This window comes from Guyparkeria halopsychrophila (genome assembly GCF_044582135.1).
GTDB lineage: Bacteria > Pseudomonadota > Gammaproteobacteria > Halothiobacillales > Halothiobacillaceae > Guyparkeria.
Genome location: NZ_JBDODP010000003.1, coordinates 119,407 through 140,600, shown reverse-complemented (window position 1 = coordinate 140,600; position 21,194 = coordinate 119,407). Strand labels below are relative to the sequence as shown.

General features: G+C 65.6%; 16 protein-coding genes and 1 other RNA gene. 5 read left to right on the top strand and 12 right to left on the bottom strand.

What is annotated here, in order from left to right; all coding sequences use genetic code 11:
• Window positions 1-50 precede the first annotated feature (50 nt).
• Window positions 51-899, bottom strand: a complete 849-nt coding sequence (locus ABGV18_RS02620; RefSeq protein ID WP_396584684.1) for a phosphatase PAP2 family protein — start codon at window positions 897-899, stop codon at window positions 51-53.
• Window positions 896-1,951, bottom strand: a complete 1,056-nt coding sequence (locus tag ABGV18_RS02615; protein ID WP_396584683.1) for a glycosyltransferase — start codon at window positions 1,949-1,951, stop codon at window positions 896-898. Before ABGV18_RS02615 ends, ABGV18_RS02620 begins: the two co-directional genes overlap by 4 nt.
• 442 nt (window positions 1,952-2,393) lie before the next feature.
• Between ABGV18_RS02615 and ABGV18_RS02610 the strand changes: the two genes are divergently transcribed.
• Window positions 2,394-5,984, top strand: a complete 3,591-nt coding sequence (locus tag ABGV18_RS02610) for a diguanylate cyclase domain-containing protein (RefSeq protein WP_396584682.1) — start codon at window positions 2,394-2,396, stop codon at window positions 5,982-5,984.
• Here ABGV18_RS02610 and ABGV18_RS02605 read toward each other — a convergent pair.
• Window positions 5,959-6,879 carry a lysylphosphatidylglycerol synthase domain-containing protein gene (locus tag ABGV18_RS02605; RefSeq protein WP_396584681.1) on the bottom strand — a complete coding sequence of 307 codons (921 nt, stop codon included), beginning with the start codon at window positions 6,877-6,879 and terminating at the stop codon, window positions 5,959-5,961. The genes ABGV18_RS02610 and ABGV18_RS02605 overlap by 26 nt on opposite strands.
• A 239-nt stretch (window positions 6,880-7,118) precedes the next feature.
• Between ABGV18_RS02605 and ABGV18_RS02600 the strand changes: the two genes are divergently transcribed.
• The gene (locus ABGV18_RS02600) at window positions 7,119-7,562 is read left to right on the top strand and encodes a DNA polymerase III subunit chi (RefSeq protein ID WP_396584680.1); all 444 of its coding nucleotides are present in this window, start codon (window positions 7,119-7,121) and stop codon (window positions 7,560-7,562) included.
• Between the two features lie 69 nt (window positions 7,563-7,631).
• A complete protein-coding gene (locus ABGV18_RS02595; RefSeq protein WP_396584679.1) occupies window positions 7,632-10,484 on the top strand; it encodes a valine--tRNA ligase in 2,853 nt (950 codons plus the stop codon).
• A gap of 41 nt (window positions 10,485-10,525) precedes the next feature.
• Here ABGV18_RS02595 and mnmC read toward each other — a convergent pair whose 3' ends face one another.
• Both mnmC and ABGV18_RS02585 read right to left on the bottom strand, forming a co-directional pair.
• A complete protein-coding gene (mnmC, locus tag ABGV18_RS02590; protein WP_396584678.1) occupies window positions 10,526-12,487 on the bottom strand; it encodes an FAD-dependent 5-carboxymethylaminomethyl-2-thiouridine(34) oxidoreductase MnmC in 1,962 nt (653 codons plus the stop codon).
• Window positions 12,484-12,888, bottom strand: a complete 405-nt coding sequence (locus ABGV18_RS02585; RefSeq protein ID WP_396584677.1) for a secondary thiamine-phosphate synthase enzyme YjbQ — start codon at window positions 12,886-12,888, stop codon at window positions 12,484-12,486. Before ABGV18_RS02585 ends, mnmC begins: the two co-directional genes overlap by 4 nt.
• A gap of 139 nt (window positions 12,889-13,027) precedes the next feature.
• Here ABGV18_RS02585 and ABGV18_RS02580 point away from each other — a divergent pair, with 139 nt between their 5' ends.
• Window positions 13,028-13,399, top strand: coding sequence for a PilZ domain-containing protein (locus ABGV18_RS02580; protein ID WP_396584676.1), 372 nt, complete (start codon window positions 13,028-13,030; stop codon window positions 13,397-13,399).
• A 92-nt stretch (window positions 13,400-13,491) separates the two neighbouring features.
• On the top strand, window positions 13,492-14,577 hold the full coding sequence (locus ABGV18_RS02575; RefSeq protein WP_396584675.1) for a diguanylate cyclase: 1,086 nt from the start codon (window positions 13,492-13,494) through the stop codon (window positions 14,575-14,577).
• A gap of 480 nt (window positions 14,578-15,057) precedes the next feature.
• Here ABGV18_RS02575 and recR read toward each other — a convergent pair whose 3' ends face one another.
• The 7 genes from recR to hisG all read right to left on the bottom strand — a co-directional run bounded on the left by recR (window position 15,058) and on the right by hisG (window position 21,193).
• Window positions 15,058-15,660, bottom strand: a complete 603-nt coding sequence (gene recR, locus ABGV18_RS02570; RefSeq protein WP_396584674.1) for a recombination mediator RecR — start codon at window positions 15,658-15,660, stop codon at window positions 15,058-15,060.
• A 70-nt stretch (window positions 15,661-15,730) separates the two neighbouring features.
• A complete protein-coding gene (locus ABGV18_RS02565) occupies window positions 15,731-16,054 on the bottom strand; it encodes a YbaB/EbfC family nucleoid-associated protein (protein WP_396584673.1) in 324 nt (107 codons plus the stop codon).
• Between the two features lie 20 nt (window positions 16,055-16,074).
• Window positions 16,075-17,910, bottom strand: coding sequence for a DNA polymerase III subunit gamma/tau (dnaX, locus tag ABGV18_RS02560; RefSeq protein WP_396584672.1), 1,836 nt, complete (start codon window positions 17,908-17,910; stop codon window positions 16,075-16,077).
• Between the two features lie 26 nt (window positions 17,911-17,936).
• Window positions 17,937-18,033, bottom strand: an RNA gene (ffs, locus tag ABGV18_RS02555) — signal recognition particle sRNA small type.
• Between the two features lie 122 nt (window positions 18,034-18,155).
• Window positions 18,156-19,247 (bottom strand): histidinol-phosphate transaminase, encoded by a 1,092-nt coding sequence (hisC, locus tag ABGV18_RS02550; protein WP_396584671.1) that lies wholly within the window; start codon window positions 19,245-19,247, stop codon window positions 18,156-18,158.
• A gap of 3 nt (window positions 19,248-19,250) precedes the next feature.
• Window positions 19,251-20,552 carry a histidinol dehydrogenase gene (gene hisD / locus ABGV18_RS02545; RefSeq protein WP_396584670.1) on the bottom strand — a complete coding sequence of 434 codons (1,302 nt, stop codon included), beginning with the start codon at window positions 20,550-20,552 and terminating at the stop codon, window positions 19,251-19,253.
• Window positions 20,552-21,193 (bottom strand): ATP phosphoribosyltransferase, encoded by a 642-nt coding sequence (hisG, locus tag ABGV18_RS02540; RefSeq protein ID WP_396584669.1) that lies wholly within the window; start codon window positions 21,191-21,193, stop codon window positions 20,552-20,554. Before hisG ends, hisD begins: the two co-directional genes overlap by 1 nt.
• Window position 21,194 lies beyond the last annotated feature (1 nt).

Genomic DNA, 21,194 nt, shown 5'->3' with positions numbered 1-21,194 from the left:
ACGGAATTATAGCCTCGCACACCCGGTTTTGACGATCCCCGCGATGGCCATTAACGCCCACGCGAGCCCAATCCACCCAATCGACGATCCAGTGAGCGGCTCATCCGGCCCGGCCAGTAACGCAGCGTGCCGACAAACAGGGCGAGGACACCGATCAGTGCGACCATCCAGTTGGCCCAGACACCCTGCGGATAACCGACGTCGACCCACGGTGCCCCCAGGGCACAGACCGCGCAGACAAACACCGCCACCGGTACCGGCCAGCGGGCATGACGGGCCGCCGGCCAGCGACCCACCAGCCAGACGGCCGCCGCCACCGATCCCAGACCGATGATCGCCCCGGCCAGCACGTCGGTCGGCCAGTGCACACCGGCTACCATGCGCGAGATGCCCATCAGCGAGGCGAGCGCCAGCAGCAGCGCCACCCAGGGCCAGCGCGGTCGCAACCCCAGGATCAACAACCCAGCGAAGGTGAACGCGGTCACCGTATGCCCGGAGGGAAAGGCCTTGGAGCTGACCGAGTGACCGATCAGGTGGAAGGCGTCCGCCTCCAACACACCGGGGGGACGGAGCACATCGAGAAGCGGCTTGAGGCTATGCGTGATGGCGGTGGCAATGATCGCGGTGAACAGCAGCAGGATCGCCAATCGGGGCCGCCAGAGCACGAACGGCAAAAACAAACCCAGCGTCAACCAGGTGTCGGCCAGGGCATTGACCCCGGCCCAGAACGGCCAGGTCGACTCGACGCCGCCCAACGCGTTGAAGACATGGAACAGGGACTCGCGCGCCCCCGGCCAGGCAAACACACCGACCAGCAGCACGGCCGCGGTCAGCACGAAGGCCAGCACCAGCTGGCTGGCCGGGGCCGGATCACGACGAAAGGCGGGCTGGACGGTCATGCCTGGTCCTCCTCGGCGGATGCCACACCGCCGGCATCGCTGCGCGATCCGGCCCGCGGCATGTGAAAGGCATCGTTTTCACCGGCCAGATCAAAGCGTGCCGGCAAGTGGTAGGTGCGTACATCGCGCGACTCGTAGTAGGTCCGGGAAAGCATCTCGGAGAGCACGCCGGTGGTCAGCATCTGCACGCCGATGAGGATAAACAGGATCGAGACCAGCAACAGGGGCCGGTCGCCGATGTCATGGCCCAGCATCTTTTCGACCAGCAGGTAGAACATGCCCAGCCCGCCGAGCAGACCGAAGCCCGAGCCCAGCAGCCCGAAAAAATGGGCCGGACGGGCCGAAAAGCGCATGAAGAAGTAGACGCTGATCAGGTCGATGATCACCCGGAAGGTGCGCGACAAGCCGTACTTGGAGGTGCCCGCGGTGCGCGGATGATGCGTGACCGCCTCCTCGGCGATCCGGCTGGGAGCGGTCTGCGTGGCGAGCCAAGCCGGGATGAACCGGTGCATCTCGCCGTAGAGGCGCACGCCCTTGATTACATCGGCACGAAAGACCTTCAGGCTGCAGCCGTAGTCATGCAGATTGACACCCGTCAACCGGCGGATCAGGCGGTTGGCCAGCCACGAGGGCACCTTGCGCCCCCAGAGGTTGTCCTTGCGATCCCGCCGCCAGCCGGCCACCAGGTCGAGGTCCTCGCGCAGCAACCGGTCGACCATGCGCGGGATGTCGATCGGGTCGTTCTGCAGATCGCCGTCCATGGTCACGATCACCTCGCCGCGCGCCAGATCGATACCGGCCTGCATGGCGGCGGTCTGGCCGAAGTTGCGGGTCAGCGGTATTGGCCGGACGTGCGAACCGAAGGCCTCGCGCGCCTCGCGGACCCGGGCGACCGTGGCGTCCGACGACCCGTCGTCGACCAGCAACAGCTCCCAGGCCCCGGTATAATCGACCAACGCCTCGTGGACCCGTTCGACCAACGGCGAGACGTTCTCCTGTTCATTGAACATCGGCACGACGATGGAAAGTGGCGCGGCGAGATGGGTTGTCATGGTGTGGGGGACCCCGTGGTAGCGCGTGACGGTTTGCAACGCGCGGCATGACGAGCGCGTCATCACCCGGATGGCCGATCGACCCGGAAGCCGGCCAGGATGGCAGCCGGTGGTCATCGGATCGACATGGGAATCCGGTAGCGATAAAACGCGGGCAGTGTACGGCAGGAACACCGGCGACCGCCACCACGGAGCGGAGCCATTCCCGGGCACGCCCGCTGCCGCTGCGACCGATGACGAAGACTGACGGCCCTCGAAGGGCGAAATCCACCGAGCTTGACCCCAACCCGTCACGCCTTGATCCTCTATCCCCCATGAGCCACCCCCAACCCAGCCCTCGAATGGCACCTTCGCCCCGGCCGATCTCGTTGTCGACGAGACGATCCGGGTGGCATTCGATGTGCCCACGCGCGGCGAGCACTCGCCGCCGACGGACCCTCCCATGACACCCGAGCGACTGGAGGCCATGGCCCGTTCGCTGGTCGATCGGCTGCCTCGTGACGAGGCGATCGCCGTCCTGCTCGAGACGATTGCCGCCTGTTACCCCCCCCTATCGCGCAGCGCGGTATTCCTGAGCGAGGAAGGCCGCCTGCTGGCGGCGAGCAGCGATTTCGATCGCGCCCTGCTGCCGGAAACGGATACGGGCAGCGATCCGGCCGGTGCGATCGAAACCACCGAGGAACGTCTTTTTTTACAGGCGCTCGGACCGGAGGACGGCACGCCCGGCTACTGGGCCATCGAAATCATCGAGCCCCTCCCCGACGAGGCGATGCTGTCGAGCCTACGCACGAGCATTGACCATGCCTTTACCAGCACGCGGCCGGATGCCGCCCTGCTCAAGGAACATCAGCGTCAGCGGATCGAACGGCTGGAACGCGACCAGGCACTGATGCAGTCGCTGCTCGCCCAGATCGACACCCTGATCCTGGCCGATGACGAACAGCGCATGCTGGAGGTCGTCTGTACGCAATTGCTGGAGACCGGCCTGTTCCTCGGCGCCTGGGTCTCCCCGGCCGACCACGGTATTACCCCGATTGCCATCGGTGGCGACAGCGAGATCATCGAGCGGCCGAGCGGGGAGGTAAAACGCACCCTTGAGGACGGCATCCGCTGCGCCCACGCACTGGTCGATGCCGGCCGGCGCATGGTGATCGACGAGCGTATCGCCGCGCCCTTCGCGCAGTTGAACTGGTTCGACACCCCACCGCTTGCCGCGCTCGTGCCGCTATCGCGAGGCGGTCGACTCTGGGCCTTTCTGGTGGTGATCGCCGCCGCCGAATCGGACCTCGATCAGCAAGTCACCGAGGTGCTGGTGCACCTGGGCGAACTGGTCAATCGCAGCCTGGAACAGCTCGACCTGCGCGATCGGCTCGACGAGGAACAGCAACGCAACACCTATCTCGCCTATCACGACCCGTTGACCAATCTGGCCAATCGCCGCGCCGTCGACACCGAATTGCCCAAGGCGCTGGCGCGAGCCGAACGCCATGAGCAGATGCTGGCCGTGGCCCTGCTGGATCTCGACGATTTCAAGCCAATCAACGATCGATTCGGTCACGCCGCCGGCGACGAGATGCTGATGACGCTCGCCGCCCGACTCAAGGGGGCGATTCGTGACACCGACATGGCCGCCCGGCTGGGTGGCGACGAGTTCCTGCTGATCCTGGAGGATATCGATGACGACGCGGGCCTGGCGCGGGTCCTCGATCGCGTGTCCACCACCATCCGTCGGCCCATCACCCTGGAACACGGAGTCGAGATCCACGCCAACGGCTCGATCGGGGTCACCCGCTATCCGCTTGACGATAGCCCCCCGGAGCAGCTGATCCGCAACGCCGATGCCGCGCTGTACGCTGCCAAGAACAGCAAGGCGATCCGTCAGCAGGACTGGGTGATCTGGGAGCAGGAAACCACCCAGCGGAGCGAGGATCTACCCGAGATACCCGAGATACCCGAGGCCATACCGGCCTACGGCCCCGCCGCGAGGATGCTTCTCGAACGGATTCAGCCGGACGTCGGTGACCTGAGCGACGATTTCGTCGAGCGTTTCTACGCCGAGATTTCCCGGCTGGAGTCGATACGCAACGTACTCGCCCACCTGTCGCCCCGGGAATTCCAGGCGGTCAGGACCCAGCAGGCCGAGCACCTCGCCTTCCTGCTCGACCCCGATCTGAGCGAAGAAGCGCATATCAATCGCGCCCGCCAAATCGGTCACGTGCACGCGCTGACCGGTGTGTCGCCCAGTGACCTCGTCCGCGCGATCACCGTGTACATGCACGAGTTCAACGAGACCTTCAATCGCGCCCACGTCAATCAGCGGCACCAGAACCGGCTCGAACGCGTCTTTACCGAACGGCTGAGCATGGAGCTTTCCCACCAGCTCGACGCGGGCCAGGCCGTCGATGACGAGTTCCAGGCCGCCCTGGTGGCAATCGATGATCGCCGACGCAGCGAGCACAACTGGCCGGATTTCAACGAGCATCTGCTGAACACGCTGACCGGCCTGCCCGGCATTAATGGGGTCGCGATCCTGTCGCCCAATGCCGACGGCCGTTTCGTCGCCAACTACGCCGAGGGCAACGACCTCTTCACCCAGCCGACCGGTGAGCCCGATGGGCACGCCACGCTCGATCTCAAACGCCCGGAGTCGGCGCATCCGGTCTCGGTCGCCTACCGGCATGTCCGTGTCGTCACCATGGTGAACACCCTGAACGACCCCGCCGGCGCGCCTTGGGCCGCTCAGGCCGAGTCGCTTGGCATCCGCAGTTCCGTGGCGATCCCCATCCTCGACAACCGTGACCAGCCCATCGCCGTGATCTGCCTGCATGGACGCATCCCCGGGATGTTCACCAGCTCGACGTTGCAGGGCTTTACCGGCCAATTGATGGCGCTGGTCAGCCAGGCCTGGCGGCAGATTCGCAGTCCGGCGTCACTGTTGTATGCCAAGGGCGATCACGATCGCTGGCGGCAGGCCTTCTACGACGAAGGGTTGGAGATGGTCTACCAGCCGGTGATCGATGTGCAGACGGGCCGGCTAACCACGCTCGAGGCCCTGGCACGCCTGAATCTGCCCAGTGGCGAGGTCATCCTGCCGAACATGTTCATCCCCTGGCTCAACGACGGCCAGGTAATGCGCCTGTTCGAACTGGGTCTCGACCAGTCCCTGGCCTGCCTGCGGGAGATCGAGGCCCCCCACGGCCCGGCACTCTCGGTGGCCATCAACCTGCCGGTGAGTGTGCTGATGGACCCGGCCACTCCGGGACATGTGCGCGCGGCGCTCGACCGCCACGCGGTGAGTCCGCACCGGATCACGCTCGAGCTGCTCGAGCAGGGCGACACCGGCTTCGAGCCGGGCGATCTGGCCGGTCCCATGCAGCGCATCGGCGAGCTGGGGGTCAGCCTGGCAATGGACGACCTCGGCTCGGGCTACAACAACCTGTTGCGGCTGCGCAGCCTGCCCTTCAACACGGTCAAGATCGATCAGGGCATGGTGCGCGCGGCCCAGCACGAACCCGGCCGGGTCCTGACCTTCATCGCCTCGATGATCCAGATGGCCCTGGCCCTGGAATTGCACACGGTGGTCGAGGGCCTGGAAACGCCTGACCTGATCGAGGCCACCGCCCTGCTCGGCGGGCAACTCGGTCAGGGCTACGCCATCGCCCGGCCGATGCGGGCACCCGCCCTGGCCGACTGGATGGCCGACTTCGATTTCGCGATCAACCCGGCCAGGCCGCGCACCGCACTCGGCGCCATGGCCGCCCTCTGGGGGCTGCGTTCACTGGGACGGGCCCACCTGGAGCAATCCGAACGCCACCACCAACTGCGCGCCGCGGTGGCCTGGTGGGCGACCGAGAACCTTGACCGGCATCGCCACCTGGCCACCGGCATCCTGTCGCTGTTGCAGGAATTCCACGACGGGGCCGTGCCGGCCGCCACTTTCGAGGCACGGCTGCAGGGTTACATGGGCACGCTCGATCAGCTGATCCGCCATGCGGCGGCCGATGAGGTCAACGCGGGGACGGACGACGAATGAACAGCGCCAACGCCGCGGCCAGCAGCGCGGTGCCCAGCACGAACAGGTGCAAGTTGACCGCCGCGGCCAGCACGGTGCGCGGCTCGTCGACCAAGGGGGCGAGCAGCAGGGCCACCCCGGCCTCGTAGGTACCAAACCCGCCCGGGGCATGCACGGGCAGCACCGTGGTCAGATCCCCGCCGATCGCGCCGAGCACCCCGGCGGCGAAACCGACCGGGGCCAGGGCGGCCAAGACCCAGCCCAGCGCGGCCAACTTGACCAGCCAGTTCGCCCAGGTCCAGAACAGCGTGCCCAGCAATCGCGTTGGCCGATCGGGCAGGCTTTCGAGCATCGTCACGCCCTTCTGCGCCAGCCGGCCATCCTGCCGGCACAGCACCCCGTGCAACCAATGCCGCAGACCGTAGGCAAGAACCGGGGCGAGCAGCAGCAAGGCAAAGAGCAGGCCCAAAACCCCATCGGAAAGGCCGAGCAGATGCCCTCCGGCGACCAGGCCGATCAGCAGAATCGCCTGCAGGTCGAGCAGGCGGAACCAGAACAGCACCGGTACGCTCTCCAGCGGAGACAACCGATAGTAGCGCTGCATCAACACCGGGAAGGCCAACTCACCGGAACGCATCGGCAGCAGGTTGTTCATCAGGTTGTGCCAGCTCGACAGGCGGAAGGCCGACCAGAAATGACCGGCAAGCCGGTCCGGGAAATAGCGGGTAATACGCAAGGTGCGGATGAGATAACTGGCCACCATCAGCGCCAGCGCCACCAGCAGGGCCATTGGGTCGATCGACCGCCACGGCGCGACCAGACGCTCCGGCCCCACCCAGGCAATCGCCACCCCCAGCACTAGTAGCACGGCGGCCCAACTAACAATCGCCAGCAGACGTGGCTTGATCAACGTCACGATTCCCTCGCAAAGCCGTTGAAATATCGGGGCGCGATAACGCTCCGGCCGGCCATCGCCAAGCCGTTTTCTGGGCCGATCGCCTTGGGCGACATGGGGTAATTGGGCATAATGCTCGCTTGCTCCGTGGCGTGACCGTCGGCGGCCCCGGTTACCAGTATCCGACAGGCAGCATACCGACGGATCGCCCGCGTCGCAGCACCCCGCAACCCGGACATCAACCACGCCCGAAGGCCCCAATGAGCGAGATTGTATTCCACCTGATCGACGACCCGGCCGAGGATGCCTTCTGGTACTTCGCCGCCGAACTCTGCGCCGAGCAGGCCGAGGCACAGCGCCCCACCTACGTGGTCTGCGCCGGTCTCGCCCACGTGGAAGGCTTTGACGACTACCTCTGGTCGTACCGTGACGACCGCTTCGTACCGCACACCGCCGACCCGGAAGACGCGGACCACGCGCCGATCTTCATCGGCTGTGACCCGGAGGCCGGCGGCTTTGCCCGGGTGATCAATCTCACCGGTGCCCCGATCCCGCGCCCCACCGATCGCGAGCATATCGACGAGGTCATCCCCGCCGACGAGCAATCCCGCGCGGATGCCCGTGCTCGTTGGCGGCAATACAAGAGCGCGGGGGCGACCATTGACCACCATCGTGTCGAGTCGGTCCGATCCCGCGACGAGTAAGCCCGACATCCTCTCCGGCGGCCCCGCCCCGACCTTCCGACCCGACGACAAGCGAACCTGAATAACGGCATGGACAAGACTTACGACCCCCGACAGATCGAACAGGACTGCTACCAGCGCTGGATGGAAGGCGACCAGTTCACGCCCGACATGCAGGCCGAGGGCGCCTACTGCATCATGCTGCCACCGCCGAACGTCACCGGCCGCCTGCACATGGGCCATGCCTTTCAGGACACCCTGATGGACACGCTGACCCGCTGGCATCGCATGCGCGGCGAGGCCACGCTCTGGCAACCGGGCACCGACCACGCCGGCATCGCCACGCAGATGGTGGTCGAGCGCCGACTGGAATCCGAAGGGGTCTCGCGCCACGACATCGGCCGGACGAAGTTCCTGGAAAAGGTCTGGGAATGGAAGGAGCAGTCCGGCGGCTTTATCACCGAGCAGATGAAGCGCCTGGGGGCTTCTTGTGACTGGTCGCGTGAACGCTTCACCATGGACGACGGCCTGTCCGAGGCGGTCCGCGAGGTGTTCGTCCGCCTATTTGAGGACGGCCTGATCTACCGCGGCAAGCGGCTGGTCAACTGGGACCCGGTGCTGCGCACCGCCGTCTCCGATCTCGAGGTGGTCAGCGAGGAGGAGAAGGGGCACCTATGGCACATGCGCTATCCGCTGACCAATGGCGAGGGGCACCTGGTGGTCGCGACCACCCGTCCCGAGACCATGCTCGGCGACACCGCCGTGGCCGTGCACCCGGAAGACGAGCGCTACAAGCACCTGATCGGCGAGACCATCACCCTGCCGCTGGTGGGTCGGCGCATTCCGATCATCAGTGACGACTACGTCGACCCCGAGTTCGGCTCGGGTTGCGTCAAGATCACCCCGGCGCACGACTTCAACGACTACGCCATCGGCCAGCGCCACGACCTGCCGATGCTCAACGTGCTCACCGAGACCGCCACCATCCGCGAGGCCGCCGAATGCGTCGGTGACGCGGCGCGTGACGCCGACCCGCACCTGCCGGAGCGCTACCGCGGGCTGGATCGCTTCGAGGCCCGTCGCCAGATCATCAGTGATCTCGAGGCCGAGGGGCTGCTGGTCCAGATCGACGACCACAAGCTGATGGTGCCGCGTGGTGACCGCAGCGGCACGGTGATCGAGCCGCTGCTGACCGACCAGTGGTTCGTCGATCTCACCCGCGACGAGACGACCACCGGCAAGCCGGGCGGCAAAAAGGCGATCACGGAACCGGCCATCGATGCCGTGCGCTCGGGTGACATCCGCTTCGTGCCCGGCAACTGGGAGAACACCTACTTCCAGTGGCTGGAGAACATCCAGGACTGGTGCATCAGCCGGCAACTGTGGTGGGGCCATCGGATCCCGGCGTGGTTCGACCGTGATGGCAATATCTTCGTTGGCCGCGACGAAGCCGAGGTACGCGCCAAGTACGAGATCGGCGCGGACGAGGAACTGACCCAGGACGAGGACGTGCTCGACACCTGGTTCTCCTCGGCGCTGTGGCCCTTCTCGACGCTGGGCTGGCCGGAACAGACCGCGGAACTCGAACGCTTCTACCCCACCAGCGTGCTGGTGACCGGCTTCGACATCATCTTCTTCTGGGTCGCCCGGATGGTGATGATGGGCAAGTACTTCGGCAAGGACGTCCCGTTCCGCGAGGTCTACGTGCATGGCCTGGTACGCGATGCCCACGGGCAGAAGATGTCGAAGTCCAAGGGCAACGTGCTCGACCCGATCGACATCATCGACGGCATCGATCTGGAATCGCTGGTGGAAAAGCGCACCACCGGCCTGATGCAGCCGAAGAAGGCACGGCTGATCGAGAAGCAGACCCGCGAGGAATTCCCCGACGGCATCGAGGAGCACGGCACCGACGCGCTGCGCTTTACCTTCGCCGCGCAGGCGACTACCGGCCGCGACATCAGCTTCGACCTGGAGCGGGTCAAGGGCTACCGCAACTTCTGCAACAAACTCTGGAACGCCAGCCGTTTTGTCCTGATGCAATGCGAGGACGAGGACACGGGACTCGGCGATGAGCCGGTAACGCTGGGCACTGCCGAACGCTGGATCATCGGTGAATTACAGGCCTGCGAGGCCACGGTCACCAAACACCTGGAGACCTACCGTTTCGATCTTGCTGCCCAGACGCTGTACGACTTCACCTGGAGCACCTACTGCGACTGGTATCTCGAGCTGACCAAGCCGGCGCTCAAGCACGGCGACGAGGCCGCCCAACGCGGCACCCGTCGCACACTGGTGCGCGTGCTCGAGACACTGCTGCGGCTGCTGCACCCGTTCATCCCGTTCATCACCGAGACCATCTGGCAACGGGTCGCGCCGCTCGCCGGCACCAAGCACTCGGATGACGACACCATCATGACCGCCCCCTTTCCGGTCGCCGACGAGTCGAAGCACGACCCCGAGGCGCGCGAGGCGATCGACTGGCTACAGGGCTTCATTCTCGGCGTGCGCCGCATCCGTGCGGAGATGGACATCGCGCCGGGCAAGCCGTTGCCGGTGCTGGTCACCGAGGCCAGTGAACGTGACCGGGCGCGCATCACGGAACTCGAACCGCTGCTGACGACGGTCGCGCGGATCGAGTCGATCGAGGAACTCGACGGCGAGTTGCCGGAATCGGCGATGGCCCTGGTGGGCAAGATGCAGGTGCACATCCCGCTGGCCGGTCTGATCGACGTCGCCGCGGAATTCGAGCGCCTGAACAAGGCCGTCGAGGGGATCGAAAAGCAGATCGAGAAGGCGCGCGGCAAGTTGTCGAACGCCAACTTCGTCGAGCGCGCGCCCCAGGCGGTGGTCAACCAGGAACGTGAGCGATTGGCCGGCTTCGAGGCCGAGCTCGAGGAGCTGGCCGCCCAGCGCGAGCGCATCCGCCGCCTAGCCGACTAACCTGGCCGACCAACCTGGCGGACTGATCCGGGCCCTCGGGTTTAGCCGGACCGTCCGCCGCGTCGGGCCGCCTTGCGCGCGGCACGCTCGTCGAAGCGTTGCGGGCGCAGGCCGTCGGCGAGATCCCTGGGCAATGGCGACGGGGTGTCCTCGATTTGCGCGGCGAGGTACTCGGCAAGCCATGCCGACCAGGTCAGGCCGCGCGCCCCGTGTCCGGTCGATACCCACAGCCCGTCGGCAATCCGGCCCACGATCGGCAGGCGATCCGGCGTGGTCGCACGCAACGAGGCACGCCCCTGCAGGCGATCGGCAGACAGCCCTGCATCGAGTGACGGCGCGATGGCGGCGAGTCGATGCCGGTTCTCCTCGTGCTCGACGTCCCGGACCTCAAGCTCGGTATCGCCGGGCAGGAAACTCGCCCCGAACAGGCGTTCGCCACTGGGCAGGTCGAGCGCATAACCCTCGCGCATCACGGGAAGACCGCTCGCCGGAACATCGCCAGACGGGTCGCTCCCGTGCGACGCCCAGCTGACCTGCCCCCGACACGGCTCGATCCACGGTCCCAGTGTCTCGATCAGGGCCCCGCTTGACGGGCCGGCCGCCACGATCACCTCGGCAAATGGTCCATGCGTCAGCCCGTCGGCCGTCTGCACTCGCCACACCCCCGCCTCTCCAAGCAGTTGCTGCACCGGCCGATCCAGTCGTGTCTCGATACCGGGTGTGGCCAGCCAGTGGGCAATGACCGCCCGCGGGCGCAGCCAGCCGGCCGTCGGGAAGTACCACCCGGAGGAATCGATATCGGCCACCCCCGTCAATGCGCGCAGGGACTTAGCTTCACACCATTGGGCAAAGGCCGGATCGGGTTGCAGCTGGGCCGCAATACCAACCTGCTTCGCCACGTGCCGCTCGCTGCGCGCGAGCTTGATCACGCCATCGAACGCGGCGGTCTCCCCATCGACCAGCTCACCCAGTTCCGCACGCATGAAACCCATGCCGGTCGCGGTCAGTTGCGACAGGCGGTTCCAATCGCGACTGATCACGGGGGCGACCAGCCCGGCCGGGTTGCCCGATCCCCCACCGGCAGGCTGGGAACCGGCCTCGAACACCACGACCTCGCGTCCCCGTCGGCTGAGCGCTCGGGCCGCCGTGGTCCCGGCCATCCCGGCGCCCAGGACGGCAATGGGGCCCTCGGCCGGGCTCGGGGTCACGGCGTTGTTGCCCTGCCCGTCATCGCGGCGGGCGATGAGCATGTCGTCGTTGGGGGCGAAACCTGGGCGGAAACCTGGGCGCTGCTGGGTAACAAATCCTGCCGCGGCCAGCGCCTCACGTACCCATGGGGCGGTACGAGCCGTGACGGCCGTCGCCCCTGGTGCCGACCGCTGACCCATCTGCAGAATGAGCGGCTCCTGCCACGGCTCGGGATTGCGATCGGGGCCGAGCCCATCGAGGTAAAAGGCATCGAACCGGCCGTCGATACGCGGGAACTGGATACCGGGGTCGCCCCAGATCATCGTCAGGCGAATACGCCCACCCGCGAACAGACGCCGATGAAATCCGGGCACGGGGTCGGGCCACTGGGCGTGCAGTGCCGATTGCAGGCCAACGAAACGGTCGAGGGCCCCCGCCGAGAACCGCGGATGACCCGTAAGCCACTGCTTCGCCGCGCGTTGCTGAGCGACCGCCAGGAGAGAAAGATCATCCGCCGCGACGGGATGCGGTTCGAGGCTGACGAAATCGAGGGTGGCCCCCGGCGGCGCCAGTTGCAGGAACAGCAACGCGGTGGTTAGGAAATGGCCCCCCGTGCCGAAACCGGTCGCGAGGATGCGGTTGCCCCGGCCCTCGGCGAAGCGCGCATGCAGCTCGTTGCCAGCGAGAAAGACATGGTCACTCTTGGCAAAATCGTCCCCGCGGGAAAAGCCGAGACCAGCGCCTGCCTCGCTGCCGTCGTCACGCCTGGACAGATCGGCCAGCACCAGCGGCCAGCCACCGGCAATCGGATTCATTGCCGCTCGGGTAGTTGGGTGATCACGATGCGGCGCCGATGCGTGTGGGCCCGATGCTCCCAAAGGAAGACGCCCTGCCAGGTGCCGAGCATCAGACGGCCATCGGTCATGGGCAGCGAGAGCTCGTGCCCCGCCAACAGTGTGCGAAAGTGGGCCGCCATGTCGTCCGGCCCTTCGTCGTCGTGACGATAGGCGGGATCGCCGTCCGGGGCCGCGCGGCCGATCAGCGTCTCGAGGTCCGTCCGCACCTCTGGCGAGGCATTTTCGGTCAGGATCAGCGAGGCACTGGTGTGCTGCAGGAACAGATGGCACAGGCCACTGCCGGACAACCCGGCCTGCACCTGGCTGGTGATGTTGATAAAGCCCCGTCCGGGGGTGCGGATCTCGATCACTTTTGGCATGGTGATTATTCTACCAGCCCATCGAACAGGTACAGCCACCAACTCGAGCCCCGACCGTAGCGCTTGAGGCCCGAAGACAGTATGCTTACTGTCACTTGCGGCTCAGTGCAACCTAGACGGTCAGGAGCAGTACAACGGAATGATCACGCAACGCCGCTTCGCCCGTGTCGAGATCCCGCTCCCGGTCCGCATCCGCTGCCCGAAGGAAACGCTGCGGGGCACCATTCTCGACGTTTCGCTCAAGGGCATCCTCATCGAGCTGGAAACCGCCGGCAGCCTGACCGACGACTGCGTGGCCGAATCGCTGAACATCCAGATTCTTTCCGATCCGGACCGTACCGTCCTGGTGGAGCTCACCGCGCGCATCGTTCGCGAGTCGAACCGAACCCTCGCCCTGGCTTGGTCCAGTATCGAGATTGATGCCCTGACCCATTTGCGCGAGTTATTGCAGGCCAACGGCGTGGAAGAACACCAACTCTCACGCGAATTGTCCGAGCTTCTCTACGACTGACACATATCGCCGCATCGATGTATTGCGGCGAGCCCGACTTGATTAAGCCAATTCACGTCGCCGGATGCGACGTAAAGAACCTGGAACGTCACATGTTCGATTACACCAACGACCGCAGCCAGGCCAGCGAGATCATGCGGATGGTACTCTCGCAGCTCGCCGAGCTGGGGCTGCCGCCGACTCCCGTCTACATCACCCTGTTCTACGAACGTGCCCTCAAGCGCGACGCCAGCCTCACCAAGGACATGGACGACGCGATCAACAGTAGCAAGGGCCTGACCCAAGACGTCGCCCAGGACCTGTTCGACACGCATGTGCTCAACGGGGCGATCAAGCAGATGAGCCGCGCCCAGGACATCATGCTGCGCGTGATGCGAAACATGATGTTGCAGATGCTCAACACCGGCAACGAATTCTCCAATTTCGCCTCAACCCTGGGCGACTTCGTCCGACAGATCGATCGCAGTGAATCCGTCGAGGCCCTGCGCGCGTTGACCGAAGAGGTCATGGAGGACACGCGCTATATCGAGAAGAGTGCGCTGGAATCATCTGACCAGATGAACAGCGCCGGTGACCAGATAGCCAAGCTGCGCAAGGAACTCGAAAGCGCCCGCCGCGATGCCCGTACCGATCCGCTCACCGGGCTACCGAATCGACGCGGTCTCAATGACATGCTGCAAAAGCAGATCACGGCCGCGCTGTCGGCCAGCGAGCCGGGCGCGTTCCTGCTGGCGGACATCGATCACTTCAAGCAGATCAACGACAACTACGGCCATCTGGTCGGTGACAAGATCCTGCGCTTTATCGCCCGCACTCTCAAGGAGCACGTCAAGGGTCAGGACCAGGTATTGCGCTACGGGGGGGAGGAATTCGCGATCGTGCTACCCGACACCCCGACCGACGGCGCGATGGCCGTCGCCAACAAGCTGCGCAATATCATCTCGCAGTCAAAGCTGCGCCTGGCCGAGAGCGGCCGGGAGCTGGGCGAGCTGACCATCTCGATCGGCCTGACCAACATAATCGATCACGACATCCCCGATAGCGTCATTCAGCGCGCCGACGACGGCCTGCTGGCGGCCAAGCGCAAGGGGCGGAACCGGGTCATTCACAACCCCGCCGACCCCAACGCGCACGGGCCAGACACCGTGATCGACGGGCAGAGCAACACCAAGATCTGACGCCCCTGGTCAGCTTGGGCAAGCCCTAGTAGCAAGGGGATGAAGGCCGGCGGCTTTTCAGCATGCGGACTTCGACGTCCGCCTTGCCGCAGAATTCCTCGCGCGCGATCCGCGCGATCACCGTCCGTCCCCTGCTCAAGGCGATACAGCACCAGACAGTCGGTCTGGGTGACCAACTGCGTGAAAAAATACCCTCTTGCCGAATCAGCACCCCGAGGTACTCCCCGGTCGCGCAGCGCCGGCAAGGCAAACCGGCGGCTGATCGAACTGATTCGTCAGTTCCTACGCCGGGAACGGATCACCCACGTGTGGGGCGGAATCCGTGGACTCCCGCGCGATCGCGCTTCAAGCCAGCCCCAACGTGGCAGCCAGGCAGCTGCGGCGATAGGATGGTGAGCTCGAGCAACCTGGCGATGTCTGCCCTTTGGACAAGAGCATCCGACACTAGGGTGCTGATGGCGATTGGCGCTAGTTACAACTCTATGATTCGGCTTCCCGACGGCCCTTGAGCGCCAGACTCAAGGTGCTGGCATCGATGTACTCGAGTTCGCCGCCCATTGGCACGCCCTGCGCTAGACGCGTGACGCGCAAGCCCCGCGAGCGGGCCAACTCGGTGACGTAGCCGGCGGTCGCCTCGCCCTCGATCGTCGCACTGGTGGCAAGGATCACCTCTTCGATCCCCGCCTGGTCGAGGCGTGCGGCCAACTGGTCGAGTTTCAGCTCGTCCGGGCCAATCCCGTCCAGTGGCGACAGCCGCCCCAGCAACAGGAAATAACGCCCCTGATAGGCACCGGAGGACTCGATCGCGATCCAGTCGGCCGGTGATTCGACCACGCACAACAGCCGATCATCGCGCTGATCGTCGGCACAGATCGGGCAGATCTCGCCCTCGGTGAACACCCGGCAGGAGCGACAATGCCCGAGTTTTTCCAAGGCTTCGCCAATGGCCTCGGCCAAGTGCCCTGCCCCGGCGCGATCCCGTTCAAGCAGATGCAGCGCCATCCGCTGAGCCGTCTTCTGTCCGACGGTCGGCAGGCAGCGCAGGGCATCGATCAATTGCTGGAAACTGGGCGAGAATTGCACGTTTCACGTCTCCTGAACGAGAAACGCCCGACCCAAAACGGATCGGGCGATAAGACCAGGCAAGGCCGGTTTAGAACGGCATCTTGAAGCCCGGCGGCAGGTTCATGCCGCCAGTCATGCCCGCCATCTTTTCCTGCTGCTCCTGCTCGATACGCCGCGCGGCGTCGTTGATTGCCGCGGCAATCAGATCCTCGAGCATGTCCTTGTCGTCTTCCAGCAGGCTCGGATCAATCGAGACACGCCGTGCCTCGTGCTTGCCGGTCATGGTTACCTTGACCAGGCCGCCACCGGACTGGCCTTCGACTTCCATCTTGGCGACTTCTTCCTGCATGCGCTGCATGTTTTCCTGCATCGCCTGCGCCTGCTTCATCAGGTTGCCCATTCCACCTTTCATTTGCCGATGTCTCCTGCTGGCTAACGTTCGTTGACTACACCGTGATCGTCGATGGAACGCACGGATTCTCGAATCAGTTCGGCCCCGGCGCGCTCTGCGATGACGCGAGCGGCCGGATGATCGCGTAACGATTGCTCACGCGCCGCGGCGTCCGCTTGCTCGTTGCGTTCCCGGATTTGCGCCGGGGTTTCCACCGGAGCGGCCGGTGGCGTTGACGACTCGGGCGGTGCCCCGGTTGACCCGGTTGGCCCGGTTGCCTCGACTGCGTCGACCGGCTTAGTTCGCACCGGCGGTGCCGCGGCCGACGTGTCACCGACCTCGAAACGCACCGGCTGATGCACACCCAGTCGTTTCAGTTGCGCGACCAGCCGTTCCTGCGTGGCCTTCGAGGCCATCGAGAGGAACCCGGGGTCAATCACCAACACGGCCGCGCCGTCGTCGTTGATCGCGTGACAGCGCTCGGCGAGGCTACGGGCCGGCATGGACAGTTGTGCGACGATCTCAAACCAGTTTTCCGGCGTAATCGTTTGGCCACGACTCGCCGAACTCGCGCCCGCATCGGGTGCCTCGACAGCCCCTACGTCGGCGACAGTGCCCTGCCCTTCCTCAGCCGGGGCGATCGTCGGTACCGCCTCGCCTGGGACGGCCCCGTCGGCACGATAATCGACAGGCTCCCGATCGGCGACACCGGCCGGCGCCTGGGGTGTTTCTCGAGGGGCCGCTGGGGTGGCCTCCTGCCTCGACGGCGCTTGCCCTGAAACAGCGGACACTGTCTGATGTGACGACGGCGCCTTGACTCCCCGGTCCGTACCTGGCACGAAGGCCAGCATCCGCAGCAAAGTCATCTCCAGGCCCACGCGCGGCGAGGGCGCCCAGCCAAGATCACGGCGACCGGACAAGGCAATCTGGTACCAGAGCTGCAGGGTGGCGGCATCCGCGTTCAGTGCCGGTGCATCGGTCGGCAGCCATTGTGCCAGCGCCGCCTGGTGGACAGTCTCGGCGAGTTCTGCCAACAGACGCGCCGGGTCCACCGATCGCTCCAGCGCCTGATCCACCAGGGAAAACACCCCGTCGGCATCGCCGGCGGCCAGCCGCTCGAGCAACCCATGTAACAGACGGCGATCGGTCACGCCGAGCATGTCGGCGATCGCGTCGGTCTCAAGCCGGCCATCGCAAAAGCCGATCGCCTGATCGACCAGGCTCAGGGCATCGCGCATCGAGCCGCCGGCGGCATCCGCGACCAGTCGCAGGGCTTCCGAATCGGCCTCGATACCCTCGCGACCGAGAATGTCGGCGAGATAGGTCTGGATATGTGCTTGGGGGAGCGCGCGCAGGTTGAACTGCAGGCAGCGGGAGAGCACCGTCACCGGCAGCTTCTGCGGATCGGTGGTCGCCAGCAGGAACTTGACGTGCTCGGGCGGCTCTTCCAGCGTCTTCAACAGGGCGTTGAAGCTCGCCTGGGAGAACATGTGCACTTCGTCGATCAGGTAGATCTTGAAGCGGCCCTTGACCGGCAGGTAGACGACGTTTTCCAGCAGGTCGCGGGTGTCGTCGACCTTGGTGCGCGAGGCGGCGTCGACCTCGATCAGGTCGACAAATCGACCCGAGTCGATCTCAAGGCAGGCCCCGCATTCGCCGCAAGGGTGACTGGAGACGCCCTGCTCGCAGTTGAGTGCCTTGGCGAAGATGCGGGCAACCGTCGTCTTGCCCACCCCGCGAGTCCCGGTGAACAGATACGCGTGGTGGAGACGATCGCGATCCAGCGCGTTAGTGAGTGCCTGGAGCACGTGACTCTGGCCGACCATGTCGTCGAAACGCCGGGGTCGCCACTTGCGTGCCAGTACCAGATAACTCATAGCGCGGGATCCAATTGGGTGGCACCCTGCATCCGCCGATCTCCGGCGCCCGGATCGACCGCTACCGTTGCTCCCTTCCGGGCCTGGCGGAATTCACGGCGATCCGTCGCGAAGGGACGAACACAGGGCACCATTGGGTGGCGTCGAGGCCGGCCCGTTGCTGGCCAGAACGCGAGCGAAGAATAACACGCAGGCCGAACCGAAAACAGGCCGCAAGGGATATCTGCACGAATACCCCAGGCACATCAGCCCTCGGCGAGGATCTCGTCAAGGGCCGCAAGCAGGGTCGCGTTCTGCCCCTCGTTACCGATGGTGATCCGCAGGTGATCGCCGATCCGGGCGCGATCGAAGTGGCGCACGATCACCCGCCGGTCCCGCAGCCCCGCAGCAAGCGTCGCGCCGGCACAGGTCGCGTGACGGGCCAGCACGAAATTGGCCGCCGACGGCACCACCTCGAAGCCCCGCGCCTCCAGATCGGCGCCGAGTTGGTCGCGCATGGCAATAATTGCGCGCCGCGTCTGTTCGAAGTACGCGTCGTCCTCGTAGGCGGCAATGGCGCCGGCGCTGGCCAGGCGGTCGACGGGGTAGGAATTGAAGCTGTCCTTGACCCGCGCAAGCCCGTCAATCAACCCGGCATCGCCGATGGCAAACCCCAGCCGCAAGCCGGCAAGCGAACGCGACTTGGACAGCGTCTGCGTGACCAGCAAGTTGGGGTAGCTGTCGACCAGCCCGATCGCCGACTCGCTGCCGAAATCGACATAGGCCTCGTCGATCACGACCGCGCAGTCGCCGAAGTGCGCCGCCAGTCGTTCGACCTGGTCGATCGCCAGCAGCCGACCGGTGGGCGCGTTCGGGTTGGGCAGGATCACCCCGCCCACGCTCGACGGATCGATCGCACACATCGCCTGGACGTCCACGGCCAGTTCCTCGTCCAGGGCGACCGTGCGCGGCTCGATGCCGAACAACCGGCAGTAGACCGGGTAGAACGAGTAGGTGATGTCAGGGAACACCACCGGCCGGCCGCGCTGGAATAACGCCCGGAACAGGAAACCCAGCACCTCGTCCGAGCCGTTGCCGACGAAGACCTGCTCGGCCGTGACGCCGTGGTAATCGGCAAGACATTCGCGCAACGCCTGACTGGTCGGATCCGGGTAGAGTCGCAGGCCATCGTCGGCGGCGGCGCGAACCGCCTCGATCACCCGCGGCGACGGGCCGAAGGGGTTTTCGTTGGTGTTGAGCTTGACCAGGTCGTCGATCTTCGGCTGCTCACCCGGCACGTAGGGCGATAGATTGCCAAGGTCATCCGACCAGAAACGGTTTGGCGCGTCGGCGGCCATCGTTCAACCCTCGGCCTCGACCCGATAGCGAGCCGACTGCGCGTGTGCCTCGAGCCCTTCGGCCCGAGCGAGACGGTCAGCGATGCGGCCCAGTTCCGCGGCACCGGCCGGGGAACAGTGGATGATGCTGGAGCGCTTCTGAAAGTCGTAGACCCCCAGCGGCGAGGAAAAGCGCGCCGTGCCCGAGGTGGGCAGCACGTGATTGGGACCCGCGCAGTAATCGCCCAGGGCCTCGGCGGTGTAACGACCGACGAAGATTGCCCCGGCATTGCGGATCTCGCCCAGACGCTTCTCGGCGCCCTCGAACGACAGCTCCAGGTGCTCGGGGGCGATCCGGTTGATCAGTTCGATGGCGTGATCGATGTCGGTGACCTCGATCAGCGCGCCACGGGTCTCCAGCGCCTTGGCGATGATCTCGGCACGCGGCTGATCGGGCAACAGACGCTCGATCGAGGCGGCAACCGTATCGAGGAAATCGGGGTCGTGGGCGAGCAGGATCGATTGCGCCTGCTCGTCGTGTTCGGCCTGTGAGAACAGGTCCATCGCGATCCAGTCGGGGTCGGTGTGACCGTCGCAGACGATCAGGATCTCGGACGGCCCGGCGATCATGTCGATGCCCACCCGGCCGAAGACCTCGCGCTTGGCGGCGGCGACAAAGATATTGCCCGGGCCGACGATCTTGTCCACCGCGGGGATCGTCTCGGTACCGAAGGCCAACGCGCCGATCGCCTGCGCTCCGCCGACGGTGAACACGCGATCCACCCCGGCGATACGCGCCGCGGCGAGTACGGTGTCGTTCTGTACGCCGTCGGGAGTTGGCACCACCATGATCACCTGCTCGACCCCGGCAACCTTGGCCGGGATCGCGTTCATCAGCACGGACGACGGGTAGGCCGCCTTGCCGCCGGGGACGTAGAGCCCCGCCCGGTCGAGCGGTGTCACCTGCTGGCCAAGGACGTTGCCGTTGGCCTCCGTGTACGTCCAGCTCTCGCCCTTCTGCCGCTCCGCGTAGGCCCGCAGGCGTTCGGCGGCCAGTTCGAGCGCCTCGCGCACATCGTCCGGAATCGCTTCGAGGGCGGCATCGAGTCGCTCGGCAGACAGTTCCAGTTCGGCCGCCGAGGTTACCTCGAGTCGGTCGAGACGGCGGGTGTGCTCGACCACGGCAGCATCGCCGCGCTTGCGCACGTCGGACAGTATCTCGCGGACGATGCCCTCCACCCGCTCGTCCGCCATGCCGGACCAGTCCAGAAGCTCGTCGAGCTGGCTATCGAAACCCGCGGCGCGGGCATTCATGCGACGGATCATCACTTGCCCTCCAGGTACTGCTCCACCCGATCGACGAAATCGCTTACCCGCGCGTGCTTGAGCTTCTGCGCTGCGCGATTGACGATCAGGCGCGAGGAAATCTCGGCGATGTGCTCGAGCGGCTCCAGGCCGTTGGCGCGTAGCGTGTTACCGGTATCGACCACGTCGACGATGCAGTCGCCCAGATCGACCAGCGGGGCGAGTTCCATCGAGCCGTACAACTTGATCAGCTCGATCTGACGACCGCGATCGGCAAAGTACGATTCGGCGGCGCGGGTGTACTTGGTCGCCACCCGGATACGGCCGGACCGGTCGAGCGCCCCCGGCTTGCCCGCCACCATCAGCTTGCACTGCGCGATCTTGAGATCGACCAGTTCGAACAGGCCATCGCCGCCGTGTTCGAACAGCACGTCCTTGCCCGCGACACCGATATCGGCGGCTCCGTGCTGGACGTAGGTCGGCACGTCCGAGGCACGCAGGATCAACAGGCGCACGCTCGGGTCGCTGGTCTCGAGGATCAGCTTGCGGCTCTTGTCCGGGTCCTCGAGCGGCTCGATGCCCACGGAGGCCAGCAGCGGCAGGGTTTCCTGGAAGATGCGCCCCTTGGAGAGCGCGACGACGATCTGGTCAGATTGGGACATG

Bases quoted from the DNA above. Each gene is read 5' to 3' on its own strand.
- ABGV18_RS02620 (WP_396584684.1), bottom strand. From the start codon at position 899: ATGACCGTCCAGCCCGCCTTTCGTCGTGATCCGGCCCCGGCCAGCCAG.
- ABGV18_RS02615 (WP_396584683.1), bottom strand. From the start codon at position 1,951: ATGACAACCCATCTCGCCGCGCCACTTTCCATCGTCGTGCCGATGTTC.
- ABGV18_RS02610 (WP_396584682.1), top strand. From the start codon at position 2,394: ATGACACCCGAGCGACTGGAGGCCATGGCCCGTTCGCTGGTCGATCGG.
- ABGV18_RS02600 (WP_396584680.1), top strand. From the start codon at position 7,119: ATGAGCGAGATTGTATTCCACCTGATCGACGACCCGGCCGAGGATGCC.
- ABGV18_RS02595 (WP_396584679.1), top strand. From the start codon at position 7,632: ATGGACAAGACTTACGACCCCCGACAGATCGAACAGGACTGCTACCAG.
- mnmC (WP_396584678.1), bottom strand. From the start codon at position 12,487: ATGAATCCGATTGCCGGTGGCTGGCCGCTGGTGCTGGCCGATCTGTCC.
- ABGV18_RS02585 (WP_396584677.1), bottom strand. From the start codon at position 12,888: ATGCCAAAAGTGATCGAGATCCGCACCCCCGGACGGGGCTTTATCAAC.
- ABGV18_RS02580 (WP_396584676.1), top strand. From the start codon at position 13,028: ATGATCACGCAACGCCGCTTCGCCCGTGTCGAGATCCCGCTCCCGGTC.
- ABGV18_RS02575 (WP_396584675.1), top strand. From the start codon at position 13,492: ATGTTCGATTACACCAACGACCGCAGCCAGGCCAGCGAGATCATGCGG.
- ABGV18_RS02565 (WP_396584673.1), bottom strand. From the start codon at position 16,054: ATGAAAGGTGGAATGGGCAACCTGATGAAGCAGGCGCAGGCGATGCAG.
- dnaX (WP_396584672.1), bottom strand. From the start codon at position 17,910: ATGAGTTATCTGGTACTGGCACGCAAGTGGCGACCCCGGCGTTTCGAC.
- hisC (WP_396584671.1), bottom strand. From the start codon at position 19,247: ATGGCCGCCGACGCGCCAAACCGTTTCTGGTCGGATGACCTTGGCAAT.
- hisD (WP_396584670.1), bottom strand. From the start codon at position 20,552: ATGATCCGTCGCATGAATGCCCGCGCCGCGGGTTTCGATAGCCAGCTC.
- hisG (WP_396584669.1), bottom strand. From the start codon at position 21,193: ATGTCCCAATCTGACCAGATCGTCGTCGCGCTCTCCAAGGGGCGCATC.